The 14755-nt window shown below is 71.3% G+C and carries 15 protein-coding genes; 9 read left to right on the top strand and 6 right to left on the bottom strand.

Annotated elements, in window-relative coordinates; translation table 11 throughout:
* The first annotated feature begins 1 nt into the window (after position 1).
* On the top strand, positions 2–139 hold the full coding sequence (locus V6M57_RS18535) for a helix-turn-helix domain-containing protein (RefSeq protein WP_442968819.1): 138 nt from the start codon (positions 2–4) through the stop codon (positions 137–139).
* Between the two features lie 146 nt (positions 140–285).
* On the opposite strand, the gene V6M57_RS11530 is transcribed toward V6M57_RS18535, so the two are convergent.
* From V6M57_RS11530 to V6M57_RS11515, 4 genes are all read right to left on the bottom strand, one after another.
* Positions 286–1905 carry a 4-hydroxyphenylacetate 3-hydroxylase family protein gene (locus tag V6M57_RS11530; protein WP_332815136.1) on the bottom strand — a complete coding sequence of 540 codons (1620 nt, stop codon included), beginning with the start codon at positions 1903–1905 and terminating at the stop codon, positions 286–288.
* A gap of 97 nt (positions 1906–2002) precedes the next feature.
* Positions 2003–3061 (bottom strand): tellurite resistance/C4-dicarboxylate transporter family protein, encoded by a 1059-nt coding sequence (locus V6M57_RS11525; RefSeq protein ID WP_332815135.1) that lies wholly within the window; start codon positions 3059–3061, stop codon positions 2003–2005.
* Positions 3061–3888 carry a SapC family protein gene (locus tag V6M57_RS11520; protein ID WP_332815134.1) on the bottom strand — a complete coding sequence of 276 codons (828 nt, stop codon included), beginning with the start codon at positions 3886–3888 and terminating at the stop codon, positions 3061–3063. The genes V6M57_RS11525 and V6M57_RS11520 overlap by 1 nt, the downstream gene beginning before the upstream one ends.
* A 2-nt stretch (positions 3889–3890) precedes the next feature.
* Positions 3891–5189: a hemolysin family protein gene (locus tag V6M57_RS11515; protein ID WP_332815133.1), complete on the bottom strand. Its 1299-nt coding sequence runs from the start codon at positions 5187–5189 to the stop codon at positions 3891–3893.
* 24 nt (positions 5190–5213) lie between these two features.
* Here V6M57_RS11515 and V6M57_RS11510 point away from each other — a divergent pair, with 24 nt between their 5' ends.
* A complete protein-coding gene (locus V6M57_RS11510; RefSeq protein WP_332815132.1) occupies positions 5214–6050 on the top strand; it encodes a symmetrical bis(5'-nucleosyl)-tetraphosphatase in 837 nt (278 codons plus the stop codon).
* A 184-nt stretch (positions 6051–6234) separates the two neighbouring features.
* On the opposite strand, the gene V6M57_RS11505 is transcribed toward V6M57_RS11510, so the two are convergent.
* Both V6M57_RS11505 and ypfJ read right to left on the bottom strand, forming a co-directional pair.
* On the bottom strand, positions 6235–7668 hold the full coding sequence (locus V6M57_RS11505; protein ID WP_332815131.1) for a DEAD/DEAH box helicase: 1434 nt from the start codon (positions 7666–7668) through the stop codon (positions 6235–6237).
* Between the two features lie 67 nt (positions 7669–7735).
* The gene (gene ypfJ / locus V6M57_RS11500) at positions 7736–8593 is read right to left on the bottom strand and encodes a KPN_02809 family neutral zinc metallopeptidase (protein WP_332815130.1); all 858 of its coding nucleotides are present in this window, start codon (positions 8591–8593) and stop codon (positions 7736–7738) included.
* Positions 8594–8620: 27 nt separating this feature from the next.
* Between ypfJ and pcp the strand changes: the two genes are divergently transcribed.
* From pcp to V6M57_RS11465, 7 genes are all read left to right on the top strand, one after another.
* A complete protein-coding gene (gene pcp, locus V6M57_RS11495) occupies positions 8621–9292 on the top strand; it encodes a pyroglutamyl-peptidase I (RefSeq protein WP_442968818.1) in 672 nt (223 codons plus the stop codon).
* 54 nt (positions 9293–9346) lie between these two features.
* Positions 9347–10198 (top strand): 3',5'-nucleoside bisphosphate phosphatase, encoded by an 852-nt coding sequence (locus tag V6M57_RS11490; RefSeq protein ID WP_332815129.1) that lies wholly within the window; start codon positions 9347–9349, stop codon positions 10196–10198.
* Positions 10195–11115 (top strand): DMT family transporter, encoded by a 921-nt coding sequence (locus V6M57_RS11485; RefSeq protein ID WP_332815128.1) that lies wholly within the window; start codon positions 10195–10197, stop codon positions 11113–11115. Before V6M57_RS11490 ends, V6M57_RS11485 begins: the two co-directional genes overlap by 4 nt.
* 9 nt (positions 11116–11124) lie before the next feature.
* Positions 11125–11760, top strand: coding sequence for an L-threonylcarbamoyladenylate synthase (locus V6M57_RS11480; protein WP_332815127.1), 636 nt, complete (start codon positions 11125–11127; stop codon positions 11758–11760).
* 106 nt (positions 11761–11866) lie between these two features.
* Positions 11867–12529: a site-2 protease family protein gene (locus V6M57_RS11475; protein WP_332815126.1), complete on the top strand. Its 663-nt coding sequence runs from the start codon at positions 11867–11869 to the stop codon at positions 12527–12529.
* Positions 12530–12536: 7 nt separating this feature from the next.
* Positions 12537–13823, top strand: a complete 1287-nt coding sequence (locus tag V6M57_RS11470) for a tryptophan--tRNA ligase (protein ID WP_332815125.1) — start codon at positions 12537–12539, stop codon at positions 13821–13823.
* A gap of 36 nt (positions 13824–13859) precedes the next feature.
* The gene (locus V6M57_RS11465) at positions 13860–14474 is read left to right on the top strand and encodes a response regulator transcription factor (protein WP_332745180.1); all 615 of its coding nucleotides are present in this window, start codon (positions 13860–13862) and stop codon (positions 14472–14474) included.
* Positions 14475–14755: the final 281 nt, after the last annotated feature.

The raw sequence follows: 14755 nt of genomic DNA, 5'->3' as shown, positions 1-14755 counted from the left end.
GCTGGCGCTGGAGACCGTCAGCCGCTGCTTCGCCCGGCTGGAAAGCCGCGGCGCCCTGGAGGTGCGGCAACGCTCGATCCGGATCGCCGACGCGAAGCTGCTGGCCGGCGCCGGCCTGTGGCCGCACGACGAAGAGTGACCGGCACCGTCGGCCGCGCCAGCAGCCCGGCTCGACCGCAGCGCGCCTGACCGGCCCCGCTGGCGTGGGTCTGCGCCGTGCTCAGGGCGCCGGCCACCCCGCGGCGGCCTTCGATGCCCGCGGGGCCCGCAAGGCGGTCGGCGATGTCAAGGTGCTGGGCCCTTGCGGCTGGCCGGCAGCGGCACCATCACCGGTTGCCCCGGCGTGGTGCAGCCGGTGTCGCAGCAGCGGCCCGGCTGGCGGTTGGCCGTGATGGCGCGCTTGCCGTCGTGCAGCACGCCGCGCTCCAGCAGCCGCTCCACCAGTTCGACCTTCGAGCCCACCGGGTAGTTGCGCCAGATCTCCTGCTTCATGGCGGCCGGCGAGCCGCCGCCGTGCAGGCTGATGAGGGAATACCAGCCACCCTGGTAGGACGCGGTCAGGTCTTCGATGAAGCGTGCGGTCTGGATGCGCTTGTCGTACGGGATGTCGGGGCTGGCCTGCAGCACCTCGGAGAGCCGGGCCGCAGTGGCGGGGTTGTGGTCCTCGTCCGGCCCCGGCAGGGCGACGATCAGGCCGCCGGACACCTCGTGGGCGAGGCGGTGCATGTCGTAGATCTGCGTGGCCAGCAGCAGCTTGCCGATGTTGCTGAACACCGGGTCCGGCATGAACGTGCCGCTGTACTCGTCGCGGGTGGCGTACACGCTGGCCGCCACGCCGCAGGCATAGAAACCCTCGGTGATCTTGATCAGCTCGACCATCGGCTCGCGCAGGTTGGCCTTGGTGGACGGGTCGAGGCCGTTCGCCTCGCACATCAGGGCGCCGGCGCCTATGAGCAGGTCGCCGAATCCGGCGCGCGCCGCGATGCAACTGTGGCGGTGGTGCGTGGCATAGCTGTAGGTGAGCACGTGGCTGTGCTCCCACTCGCCGGCGTAGAAGACGCTCTCCCAGGGCACGAAGACACGGTCGAACATGACGACCGCGGTCGCCTGGCCGTACTTGCGCGAGAAGGGCGCGTCGCCGTGCTCCAGCTTCTCGCCCGGCCGGCCGGCCGGGCGCGAGACGATGGTGATGCCGGGTTCGTCGACGCGCACCGCGCAGCACACCGCGAAGGCCTCGTCCTCCGGGCCCATGTTGCGGCTGGGCATGACCAGCAGCTCGTGCATGTAGGGGGCGCCCGTCACGATCGCCTTGGTCCCGCTGATGACGATGCCCCGGGCATTGCGCTCCACCACGTGCACGTAGGTGTCCGCATGGGCCTGCTGGTGCGGCTTCCTGCTGCGGTCGCCCTTGGCATCCGTCATGGCGACGCCGATCGAGAGGTCCTCGTCCTGCACCCGGGCCAGGTAGGCGTCGAAGCGCGCGCGGTGTTCGGTGGAGCCCTTCGCATCGTCGATCCGCGCCACCGCCTGGGCCAGGCCATTGAGCGCGTCGTGGGCCAGGTAGCGCTGGGCGCAGCCGGTCTCCTGGCACAGGACGCGCACCGCCTCCAGCTTGTTCAGCAGGTCGCCCGCCGACTCGTCGACGTGCAGCATCCGGCTCACCACGCGGCCGCGCGACGCCTGCGTGGCCAGCGCGATCGGCTGCAGTTCCTCGCGCCGGGCGAAGTCATAGGTGAACGCCAGCGCATTGACGCCGGGCCGCAACGCCGGCTCGTCCGCCACGCTGGCGACCTGGCGGCCGTCGACGAACACGTGGGGCTGGTACCGGCGCAGCGACTCACGGTACTGGTCGCCGGACATCAGGTCGACGCGAGTCGGTGCGACGGGATCGAGGGCGGCGTTCATGCAGGCTCCTGTCGGACGGGTCAGGCCGGATTTGAACACCGTTCATGCGCGCGCGCAGGCCTGGCTGGAAGACCCGGGCAGGCGCGCCGCACCCGCCTCAGGCCGCCGCTTCGCGCCGGCCCTCGCGCACCCGCATCAGGTGCCGCGCCAGGCCCACCGCCGTCAGCACCCAGGCCGCCACCGCCAGCCAGAAGAACCCACGCGCCAGCGGCAGCAGGAAGGGCAGGTCCAGCACCAGCGACATCTGGTACGTGGCCGCGGAATACATGCCCAGCGGGAACACCGCGCCCCAGTACGCCACGTCGTAGCGCCAGGGATCGGGGCCGTGCCGCAGGCGCCAGGCGATCAGCGCCAGCAGCAGCGGGATCCACCAGGTGCCCACCGCCCAGTACAGGACGGTGCCGCCCTTCACGAAGGGCAGCAGCCCTTGCAGGAAGGGCGCGCCGGCCGCATCGTCCACCAGCAGCCCGCCGGCCAGCGCCGAGATCGCCATGGCGCCCATGTTGATCCAGTAGGTCGGCGTCAGGTCCTGCGGCGCGAAGCCGAAGAACGCCAGCCGGTAGAAGATCAGCGAGATCACCCACACGTACAGCATGCCGCCGCACAGCCAGGCGGCGAGCGCGCCGAAGTTCAGCGCCAGCCGCGCCGGCTGGGCGGTGTGCGGCGCCAGCAGCGCCGCCAGCACGGCCATCGACTGGGTGGCGACCACCGTCAGCAGCCAGGCGCCGCTGATGCCGCCGGCCAGCAGCGGCTTGTTCCGGCCCACCGTCAGCGCCATCAGGATGGCGTAGGTGAGCACCAGCCACAGCGTGGCGCCGATGGCCCCCAGCACCATCGAGGGGCCGGTGGGGAAACCCAGCACCAGCAGCAGGCTGCCCAGGACGCAGGTGCCGGCCACGGCGGTGAGGAAGCCGGGCGCGCGCTGGTGGTCGCACAGGTCGGCCAGCATGCGATCGCGATGCCGCGCCAGGCGCGCCAGGAAGAGGACGGCCAGCAGCGGCCACGACACCGCGCACACCACGAGCATCGATCGGGCGATGGCCGGGTGTCCCTGCTGGTGGGCGGCAACGCCGAGCATGCCGGTGGCCATGACGATCGCGAAGTTGGCCGGAGAGAGCCCGGCCAGTGGCGCGGAAGCCTCGCTTGCGGCCGGCATCAAGCGCTGCCGGCCGCCCCCGCCCGGGCCGCTTCGCCGGCAGCCGCAGCGGGCTTGGCCTGCGCCGCGGCACCGGCACTTTCCCCGGCCCCGGCCGGCGCTTCACCCCCGCCCCGCTGCGCCATCCGGTCGACCAGCCGGCGCAGGTTGGACAGCGACAGCAGGTGCATGGACAGCAGGTGCAGTTCGCCGCTGCGGAACAGCGACAGGACCTTGTCGTCGGGCAGCTCGCGCAGCCGGTTCTCGTCGACCACCATCAGGCCGGCCAGCTTGAAGCTGCGGCCGTCGACCAGGTCGGCCCGGGCGCTCATCTCCACCAGCAGGCCCGCATCGGCGAGCTTGCGGCAGAAGGATTCCGTGCGCAGGTACTCGGCCTGGTAGCGCTGCAGGAAGTCCAGCGCGTTCTGCAGGTAGGCGGTGTTGCCGCCCGCGTCGTCGAACAGCGCCTCGCCATCCTGGTCGTTCAGGCCGGGGAAGGCCTCGTCGATGCACGCGCCCATCTGCTGGCCGGGCAGTTCGGCCAGCACGAAGGGATAGCGGCGCACGAAGGCCGGGATGTAGGCGGCGGTCCAGCGGTCCTGCGCGTCGACGAACAGGTTCTCGCCGCTGCGCAGGCCCAGCACCACGACCGGCGCGAGCCTGTCGCCCGCCTGCCGCGTGAAGACGATCGCGTACTCCTTGCAGGCCTCGGTGAACTCCACCCCCGCGAGGTACATCGAGTTGGCCCGGCGCGCGAAGCCGAAGCCGCGGCCCGGGCGGATCCTGCGGTGGCGGTGCTTCTCGCGGTTGAGCAGCACCGGCTTCTCGTAATACAGCGTCTGCGCCATCCTCACTCCTCTTGCGCCTGCGATGTCCCGGGCAGGGCCAGCACCTTGTCGATGCGCTTGCCGTCCAGGTCCACCACCTCGAAGGTCCAGGCCCCGCACTCTATCCGCTCGCCGACCTCCGGCAGGTGGCCGGACACCGACATCAGCAGGCCCGCCACGGTGTTGTAGCGACCCCGCTCCTCCTCGGGCAGCTCGCGGATGTCCAGCCGGGCCTTGAGCTCGGCCACCGGCATCAGGCCGTCCAGCAGCCAGGAGCCGTCGCCGCGGGGTGTCGCCCAGGCTTCGTCGACCGCCTCCGGGCTGAGCTCGCCGGTGATCGCCTCCAGCAGGTCCCGCGGGGTCAGCATGCCCTGGACCACGCCGTATTCGTCGACCACGAAGACGATGCGGTGCGACTGGCGGCGGAACTGCTCCAGCAGTTCCATGCCCGACAGCGTCTCGGGCACGAAGGCGGCGGGCACGGCCTGCGCCTCGATCCGGCCCGGGTGGTCCGGCCCCAGCGCCAGCAGGCGGGCGACGCTGACGATGCCCTGCACGTCGTCGAGCCCGCCCCGGCAGACCGGGTACCACGAGTGCGCGCCTTCCTGGCCGGCCTGGCGCAGGCCCTCGGCCACCGAAGCGGAGCCCTCCATCCACTCGATGTCCGAGCGCGGCACCATCATCGAGGTGAGCGGGCGGTCGTCCAGGTGGAACACGTTGCGCACCATCTGGTGTTCCTGGGCCTCGATCACGCCGGCACCCACGCCCTCCTCCAGGCTGTGCGCGATCTCCTCCTCGGTCATGCCGCGCACCTGGGTGGTGTCGATGCGCAGCAGCTTCAGCGCCACCTGCGTCGTGGCCGCCAGCAGCCGCACGAACGGCGAGGCGATGCGCGCCAGCCACGCCATCGGCCGCGACACCAGGCGCGAGACGTTCTCCGGGTAGAGTTGTCCGATGCGCTTGGGCACCAGCTCGCCGAACACGATGCTGATGAAGGTGATGATGGCCACCACCGCCGCGGTGGCGGCGATGCCGGCGACGGCGGCGGATGCGCCCAGGCCCTGCATCCAGCGCGCCAGGCCGGCACTGAACGCGGCCTCGCCGATGATGCCGGTCAGCATGCTGATCGAGGTGATGCCCACCTGCACGGTGGACAGGAACTGGGTCGGGTGTTCCAGCAGGCGCAGCGCGGCAGCCGCGCCCGCGTCGCCCTCCTCGGCCAGGGCCAGCAAGCGGGCCTTGCGGCTGGTCGCCAGCGCCATCTCGGACATCGCGAACACGCCGTTGAACAGCGTCAACAGCGCGATCAGCAGAAAATCCACGGCTCGCGAGGGGATTCGGACACGATGGGGCGACTTTATCTGATCGGGGATGTGCAGGGCTGCGACGACGCCCTGGGCCGCCTGTTCGACCGGATCGGGTTCTCCCCGAGCCGCGACCACGCCATCATGCTGGGCGACCTGGTCAACCGGGGGCCGGCATCGGCGGCGGTGCTGCGGCGCCTGATGGCGCTGGGCACGTCCGCCACCTGCCTGCTGGGCAACCACGACCTGAGCCTGCTGGCCGTTGCGCACGGCCTGAGCGCGCCGCATCGCAACGACACCATGGATTCGGTGCTGCTGGCACCCGACCGCGAGGCGATGCTGGACTGGCTGCGGCACCAGCGCATGGCGCTGCATGCGCACGGCCTGCTGATGGTGCACGGCGGGGTGCTGCCGCAGTGGGACGTGGCGCAGGTGCTGGCGCTGGCAGCGGAGGTGGAGGCGGTGCTGCGCGGGCCGGGGCTGCCGGACTTCCTGGCGCAGATGTACGGCAACGAACCCGCGCGCTGGGACGACGCGCTGGCCGGCGCCGATCGCCTGCGCGTGATCGTCAATGCGCTCACCCGGCTTCGCTTCTGCACGCCGCAGGGCGTGATGCGCCTGACGGCCGGCGGCCGCATCGACCAGGCGCCGCCGGGGACCCTGCCCTGGTTCGACGTGCCCGGCCGCCGCACGGCCGGCACGACCATCGCCTTCGGGCACTGGTCGCAGCTGGGCCTGCTGCTGCGCGACGATGTGATCGCGCTGGACACCGGCTGCGTCTGGGGCGGCTGCCTCAGCGCGCTGCGCTGGGATCCGGCGACGGGTTCACGGGAGGTGCTGCAGGTGAAGTGCGAACAGGCGCAGGCGCCGGGGATGTGAAGGCGCAGGCACCGGGGGAACTGAAGCCGCAGGCACCGGCGAAGTGCAGGTGCCGGTGAAGCGCAGGCGACGCGGACGTAGCCCCCCCGCAGTCATCCCGGCGAAAGCCGGGATCCAGCTCCCGCGGCCTGGATGCGCAGGTGCGATGCCGCCAGGACGGGAGCCCGCGCGGACGGACCTGCCTCTACTGCTCCGCCACCGGCTGCCTGAACAGCGCCGCGACCTTGCGCCGGGTCTTGATGTTGGCCGACACGCGGCTGACCGCCGGCCGGGCGGCGCTTTCCCAGGCGGGCTTCACGTCCTCGGCCGGGGGCTGGTAGGGTTGCTCGAAGAAGGGATCGCGCGGCGCCTGCGGCGTGCGCGGTGCACGGGCGAAGCGCTCGCGCGCCGGCTCCAGCGCATCGCGCGGATCGCCCAGCTCCCCGCGCTCGCGCCAGGTGCGGCGGCCGTCGTTGATGCGCCCGCGCGGGCGCTCGTCCTCGAACTCGAGGGCTTCGAGCTCGACCTTCTTCTTCAGCAGCTTCTCCAGGTCGGCCACCAGCCGGTTGTCGCCCGGCGACACCAGCGTCACGGCCAGCCCCGACGCGCCGGCGCGGCCGGTGCGGCCGATCCGGTGCACGTAGTCCTCGGGGTTGAACGGCACGTCGAAGTTGAAGACGGCGGGCACGTCCTTGATGTCCAGCCCGCGCGCGGCCACGTCCGTGGCCACCAGCAGGTCGACCTCGCCGGCCTTGAACGCAGCCAGCGCCTTCAGCCGCTCGTCCTGGCTCTTGTCGCCGTGCAGGGCGGTGGTCTTGAGCCCGTCGCGCTCCAGGGCCCGCGCCAGCCGCGCGCAGCCCAGCTTGCTGTTGACGAACACGAAGGCCTGGCCGATCCCGCGCTGGCGCACGATCTGCTTGACGGCGCGCCGCTTGTCGTCGTCCGTCACGCTGTAGAAGTGCTGCTCGACCGTCGAGGCCGTGGCGTTGGGGCGCGACACCTCGATGGTGACCGGGTCCTTCAGGTAGCTGTTGGCCAGCCGGCGGATCTCGGGCGAGAAGGTGGCCGAGAACAGCAGCGTGGTGCGCTGCTTGGGCAGGTACGACAGGATGCGCTGCAGGTCAGGCAGGAAGCCGATGTCCAGCATGCGGTCGGCCTCGTCCAGCACCACGTACTCGACCTGGTTGAGCACCGCGTTCTTCGCCTCGATGTGGTCCAGCAGGCGCCCTGGCGTGGCCACCAGCACCTCCACCCCCTTCTTCAGCTCGGCGGTCTGCGGCTTCATGTCGATGCCGCCGAACACCACCGTGCTGCGCAGGTGGGTGTACTTCGCGTACAGCTTGACCTGCTGGGCGACCTGGTCGGCCAGCTCGCGCGTGGGCAGCAGCACCAGCGCGCGCACCGGGTGGCGGGCCGGCGAGGTGGACGTGTTCTCGTGCTTGAGCAGGCGCTGCAGCAGCGGCAGCGAGAAGGCGGCGGTCTTGCCGGTGCCGGTCTGGGCGGCGCCCATCACGTCCTGGCCGGTCAGCACCACCGGAATGGCCTGGGCCTGGATCGGCGTCATCTGCTCGTAGCCCATGTCGGCCACGGCCCGCGCCAGCGGCTCGGCCAGGGAAAGCTTGGAGAAGGAAGCAGTCATCAACCCGGGATTGTCGCACCCGGGCATGGATGGGCTTGGCGCGCGGTTATTGCGCCGGCCGGGCGGCTCAGAGCGCCCGGGCGCCGAACGTGTCGCAGGCCTTCACGCTGCCGGTGCGCAGCCCGGTGGCGAACCAGCGCTGGCGCTGCTCGCTGGTGCCGTGGGTGAAGCTCTCCGGCACCACCGCGCGGCCGGACGAGCGCTGCAGGGCGTCGTCGCCGATGCGTGCCGCGGCATTCATCGCCTCCTCGACGTCGCCCTGTTCGAGGACCTGGCGGGCGTTCTGCGCGTGATGCGCCCAGACGCCGGCGAAGCAGTCGGCCTGCAGTTCCAGCCGCACGCTCAGGGCGTTCTGCTCGGCCGGGCCGGCGCGCCCGCGCAGGCCCTCCACCCGTTCGGTGATGCCCAGCTCCTGCTGCACGTGGTGCCCCACCTCGTGCGCGATCACGTAGGCCTGGGCGAAGTCGCCCGGCGCGCCCAGCCGGCTCTTCAGCGTCTCGTAGAAATCCAGGTCGATATAGACCTTTTCGTCCGCCGGGCAATAGAACGGGCCCATGGCGGATTGCCCCTGCCCGCAGGCGGTGGCGATCGCGCCGCGGAACAGCACCAGCCGGGGCTGGTCGTACCGGGCGCCGCCCTGCTGGAAGAGCTGGGTCCAGACGTCCTCGGTGTCGGCCAGCACGGTGGAGACGAAGCGGGCCAGGGTGTCGTTGGCCGGGATCGGCTGCGGCTGGCCCTGCTGCTCGGCCACCGGTGCGCCGCTGAGGATGCCCAGCAGGGTCAGGGGGTTGATGCCGAAGATGGCGCCGCCCACCAGTGCGATCACGAGGGTGCCGATCCCGATGGTCCGGCCGCCCAGGCCGAAGCCGCCGCCGTGGCGCATGTCCTCGACGTTGCCCGATTCCCGGTTGCCTTCCCAGCGCATGTGCGGCCCCTGCAGTACAGTCACTCGATGCTAGGTACCGCACCGGGGGCCGATGTCGGCCTGCGCCGCATCCTCGTCACCGGTTTCGACCCGTTCGGCGGTGCGCCGGTCAACCCGAGCTGGGCGGCCGTGCAGGCCCTGGACGGCCTGCAGATGGAGGGGCACCGCGTCGTCGCGGCGCGGCTGCCCACGCAGTTCGACTCGTGCCTGCGCGTGCTGGACGAGCTCATCACGGCCCATCGCCCGGCCCTGGTGCTGTGCACCGGCCAGGCCGGCGGGCGGGCCGCCGTCTCGCTGGAGCGGGTGGCGATCAACATCGACGACGCGCGCATCCCGGACAACGCCGGTGCCCAGCCGATCGACACGCCGGTGCGCGCCGGCGGGCCCGCGGCCTACTTCAGCACGCTGCCGATCAAGGCCATGCTGGCGGCGCTGCTGGCCGGGGGGTTCCGCGCCGAGGTGTCGCAGACGGCCGGCACCTTCGTCTGCAACCATGTGTTCTACGGCCTGATGCACCGCCTGGCCACCGATCCGGCCTGCGCCGGCATGCGCGGCGGCTTCGTGCACGTGCCCTGGCTGCCCGAGCAGGGCCATCCGTCGATGACCCTGGAGCAACTGGTGTCCGGGCTGGAGCTGGCCCTGCGCTGCGCGTTGCGCACCGGCTCCGACATCCGCCTGCAGGCCGGCTCGCTGGGCTGAGGGTCATCGGTGGCGGCCCCGGCGCCGGAAAAGCCACACTCCTAGAATCGGCAGGTGGCCATCCTCAACGCCGACCTCCACTGCCACTCGGTCGTGTCCGACGGCACCCTCACACCCGAGGAACTGGCCGCGCGCGCCAAGGCCAACGGGGTCGAGCTGTGGGCGCTGACCGACCATGACGAGGTCGGGGGCCAGCAGCGCGCTGCCGCGGCCGCCCGCGCCCAGGGCCTGAAGTACCTGACCGGCACCGAAATCTCGGTGACCTTCGCCGGCGAAACCGTGCACATCGTCGGGCTGGGTTTCGACGCGCAGGACCCGCGCATGCGCCAGGGCCTGTCGGCCACCCGCGGCGGCCGCGGCGAGCGCGCCCGGGAGATGGCTGCCCAGCTCGCCCAGGCCGGCATTCCCGGCGCCTACGAAGGCGCGCTCCGGTACGTGGGCAACCCCGAGCTGGTCTCGCGCACCCACTTCGCGCGCTACCTGGTGGAAGCGGGCGTCTGCAAGGACACCGCCGAGGTCTTCCGCAAGTACCTGACCGAGGGCAAGCCGGGCTTCGTGCCGCACCGCTGGGCCACGCTGAAGGATGCCGTGCGCTGGATCACCGAGGGCGGCGGCGTGGCCGTCATCGCCCACCCGGCGCGCTACCGGTTCACCGCCAACGAGGAGTACGCGCTCTTCACCGAGCTCAAGGCGCACGGCGGGCGGGCGGTGGAGGTGGTGACGGGCAGCCACACCGCCGCCGAAGCGCAAAGGTATGCGCAGGCGGCGCAGGAGTTCGGGCTGGCCGCCTCGCGCGGCAGCGACTTCCACAGCCCGGGCGAGAGCCACACCGACCTGGGCCGGCTGCCGCCCTTGCCCGAGGGCCTGACGCCGGTGTGGGACCTGCTGGCGGACCGCATCCAGTGAGCGCCGCGGCCCTCCCGCGGTCGCGCAGCGCCGCCGCCGAGCTGGCCGGCATCGCCCTGGTGCTGGGCGCCTGCGCCTGCTTCGCCGCGCTGGACACCACCACCAAGGTGGTCAGCGTCTCGGTGCCGATGCTGATGGCGCTGTGGTTCCGCTACGCCTTCCAGGCCGTCGCGACCACGGCCGCCGTGCTGCCGCAGCGCGGCCTGGCCGTGCTGCGCACGCGGCGACTGCCGTTCCACGTCCTGCGCGGCGTGCTGCTGCTGACCAGCAGCATGTTCGCGTTCCTGAGCCTGCGCTACCTGCCGGTGGGCGAGTTCACCGCCATCGTGATGATCGCGCCGCTGGTGGTGACGCTGCTGGCCGCCACCTTCATGCACGAGCCGGTGTCCGCGCTGCGCTGGACGCTGGTGGCCGGCGGCTTCGCCGGCACGCTGGTCATCGTCCGCCCCGGCGGCGAGAGCTTCAGCTGGGCGATGCTGCTGCCGCTGGGGCTGGTGGCCAGCAACGCCTGGTTCCAGGCCCTCACCAGCCAGCTCGCGCGCACCGAGGACCCGTTCACCATGCACCTGTACACCGGCTGGGTGGGTGCGCTGCTGGCCTCGCTGGCGCTGCCCTGGGCCTGGCAATCCGACCTCGCCAGCCCCTGGCTGTGGGCCGGCCTGCTGCTGATGGGCCTGAGCGCCACGGTGGGGCACTTCCTGCTGATCCTGGCCTACCGCGACACGGCCGCGTCCACGCTGACCCCGTACCTGTATTCGCAGATCGGCTTCGCGATGCTGGGCGGCTGGCTGGTGTTCTCGCACATTCCGGACGGCGCGTCGCTGTTCGGCATGGCGCTGATCGCGCTGTGCGGCGCCGCCGGTGCCTGGCTCACCGTGCACGAGTCGCGCCTGCGCCTGCGGCTGGCCGAGGCCTGACGACCCGCCATGGCCCAGTATTTCGAACTCCACCCGGCCAACCCGCAGGTGCGGCTGCTCAAGCAGGCCGTGGGGCTGCTGCAGCAGGGCGGCCTGCTGGCCGTCCCCACCGACTCCAGCTATGCGCTGGTGTGCCGGCTCGACGACAAGTCGGCGGTCGATCGCCTGCGGCAGGTGCGCGGCGTGGACGAGAAGCACCACCTGACCCTGCTGTGCCGCGACCTGAGCCAGCTGTCGAACTTCGCGCGGGTGGACAACCGGCAGTACCGGCTGCTGAAGCTGGCCACGCCGGGGCCGTTCACCTTCATCCTGGAGGCCACGCGCGAGGTGCCGCGCCGGGTCAGCCATCCGCAGCGCAAGACCATCGGCCTGCGCGTGCCGGACCACCAGGTGCTGCAGCAGCTGCTGGAGCTGATGGCCGAACCGCTGCTGGGCACCACGCTGATCCCGCCCCGGGAGACCGAGCCGCTGAACGACGCCGAGCACATCCGGGAGCGCTACGAGCGCCTGATCGCCGGCGTGATCGACGCCGGCGCCTGCCCGCACGAGCCCACCACGGTGGTCGACCTCACCCCGATGGGGACCGGCGGCGAAGCGGTGATCCTGCGCCAGGGGCGAGGCGAGGCGGAGCAGCTGGGGCTTTGAATCCGCCGGCCCCGCGAAGCCTGCCCGCGCGCGCGAACATCGAGCGCGGGGCGGACGAACAGGAGAGCGGCGATGACGGGCGGGTCTGAGACAATCCCCCGCTTCCATGGAAAACACCATCCAGACGGTGCTGATCTTCGCGCTGCCCGTCCTCTTCTCCATCACCGTCCACGAAGCCGCGCACGGCTACGTGGCGCGCTACTTCGGGGACAACACCGCCTATGCGATGGGGCGGGTGACCCTCAACCCGATCCCGCACATCGACCCGATCGGCACCATCGCCATGCCGGTGCTGCTGTACTTCGCCACCTCGGGCGCCTTCCTGTTCGGCTACGCCAAGCCGGTGCCGGTGGACTTCGGGCGGCTGCGCCATCCCAAGCGGGACATGGTCTGGGTGGCGCTGGCGGGCCCCGCGTCCAACTTCGTGCAGGCCATCCTCTGGGCCCTGCTCTTCACCGTGCTGGCGGGCATGGGCCTGAACGAACGCTTCTTCCTGGAGATGGCCAAGGCCGGCGTGCTGGTCAACCTGGTGATGTGGGCCTTCAACCTGTTCCCGCTGCCGCCGCTGGACGGCGGTCGCATCCTCGCCGGCCTGCTGCCGCCGCGCGCGGCCTGGACCCTCAGCCGCATCGAGCCCTGGGGCTTCTTCATCGTCATGGGCCTGGTGATCGCCGGCATTGTCGGCAGCTTCTGGCTGCGCCCGCTGATCACCCTGGGCTACGGCGTGCTGGGCGTGCTGCTGTCGCCGCTCAACGCCCTGCTCTCCTGACCTGACAATGACTGCTCCCGTCCGCTACCTCACCGGCATCACCACCACCGGCACCCCGCACCTGGGCAACTACGTCGGCGCCATCCGGCCCACCGTGCAGGCCAGCCGCCGGCCCGGCACCCAGAACTTCTACTTCCTGGCCGACTACCACGCCCTGATCAAGTGCGACGAGCCCGCGCGCATCCAGCGCTCCACGCTGGAAATCGCGGCCTGCTGGCTGGCGGCGGGGCTGGACCCGGAGCACGTCTACTTCTACCGGCAGTCGGACATCCCCGAGATCCCCGAGCTGACCTGGCTGCTGACCTGCGTGACCGGCAAGGGCCTGCTCAACCGGGCCCACGCCTACAAGGCCCAGGTGGACAAGAACAACGCCGCCGGCGTCGACCCCGACTCGGACGTCACCGCCGGCCTGTTCATGTACCCGGTGCTGATGGCCGCCGACATCGTCATGTTCAACGCGCACAAGGTGCCGGTCGGCCGCGACCAGGTCCAGCACCTGGAAATGGCGCGCGACATGGCCTCCAGCTTCAACCACCTGTACGGTGAGCACTTCACGCTGCCCGAGGCGCAGGTCGACGAGGCCGTGGCCACGCTGCCGGGGCTGGACGGGCGCAAGATGAGCAAGAGCTACGACAACGTGATCGCCCTGTTCGGCCCGCGCGAGCAGATGCGCAGGCAGATCTTCTCGATCGTCACCGACTCGCGCGCGCCCGGCGAGCCCAAGGAGGTCGAAGGCTCGGCCCTGTTCCAGATCTACCAGGCCTTCGCCGACGAGGGCGAGACGCAGGCGCTGCGCAAGGCGTATGCCGAGGGCATCGCCTGGTCCGACGCCAAGCAGCTGCTGTTCGAGCGGATCGACCGCGAGATCGCGCCCATGCGCGAGCGCTACGAGGCGCTGGTGGGCCACCCGGCCGAGCTGGAGAAGATCCTCAAGGCCGGCGCCGGGAAGGCCCGCGCCATCGCCACGCCGTTCATGGCCAGGCTGCGCGAGGCCGTGGGCCTGCGCAACCTCGCTGCGCAGCCGCAGTCCGCCGGCAAGGCCAGGACCAGGGCCGCCCTGCCTTCGTTCAAGCAGTACCGGGAAAGCGACGGCCGGCACTACTTCAAGCTGGTCGACGCCGCCGGCGCGCTGTTGCTGCAAAGCGTGGGTTTCGCCTCGCCCCAGGAGGCGGGCCGGGCCGTGGCGCGGCTCAAGCAGGAGGGCCTGGCGGCCCTGGGCGACTCCGCGCGCCGCGCCGAGGGCGTGACCGAGGAACAGGTGGGGGCCGCACTGGCCCAGCTGGCCGCCGGCTGAGCCGGCCCCGCCTTGGCGCTATCCTTGCAGTCCGAGATGAAAGCCAATCCCAACCCCACCATCCTGTACGTGATCGACGACCACCCGCTGATGCGGGAGGCCGTGGTGATGCTGCTTCGCCGGATGCGGCCGGGCGCGCGCGTGATCGAACTCGATCGCATCGGGGGCATGGAATCGGCCGTGCGCGAGAACGGCTTCCCGGACCTGATCTGCCTGGACCTCAAGCTGCCGGACACCACCGGCACCTCGGGCGTGCACGAGATGAAGAACCAGTTCCCGGACGCGCCGCTGGCCGTGTTGTCGGCCTCGCCGGCCGCCGACGCGGAGGAAGCGTGCATCGAGGCCGGCGCCGACATCTACATCGAGAAGTCGGCCGGGGCCCAGGAGATCGGCAATGCGCTGCGGGCGCTGCTGAACACCGACGGCAGCTTCGAGGAGCTGGCGCCCACCGACAACAAGCTGTCCAAGCGGCAGAAGCAGCTGATCGTGATGCTGGACCGCGGCCTGTCCAACCGCGAGATCGCCGACGAGCTGGGCATCAGCGAGCACACCGTCAAGGTGCACCTGTGGCGGCTGTTCCGGCGGCTGGGGGTCAAGAGCCGCACGCAGACGATCCACTTCGCGCGCACGCACGGGCTGCTTTCGAGCTGACGGGGTCGGCAGGCGCGACAAGGCCGCGAACCGCTAGCCGCAGGCGGTGCCATTGCGGGCTTGACCCGCTCCCGGTGTCATTGCGGGCTTGACCCGCAATCCATCACCTGGCCTCCGGACACGCGCAGCTGCCGATCGGGCGTCCGGAGATGGATCCCGGTGAGTTCAACCGGTCAATGCAACAGTATCGAAACTGTTGGAGATCGGGATGGAGAAGGCGAAGTCGCGAGGGCTGACTCGGTGGCAGCAGGCGGAGCTCTGGAGCCGCTGGAAAGCTGGCC

The organism is Ramlibacter sp. (assembly GCF_036676645.1).
In the GTDB taxonomy this organism is placed as follows: Bacteria; Pseudomonadota; Gammaproteobacteria; order Burkholderiales; family Burkholderiaceae_C; genus Ramlibacter.
This window is presented reverse-complemented; position numbering and strand designations above follow the sequence as displayed.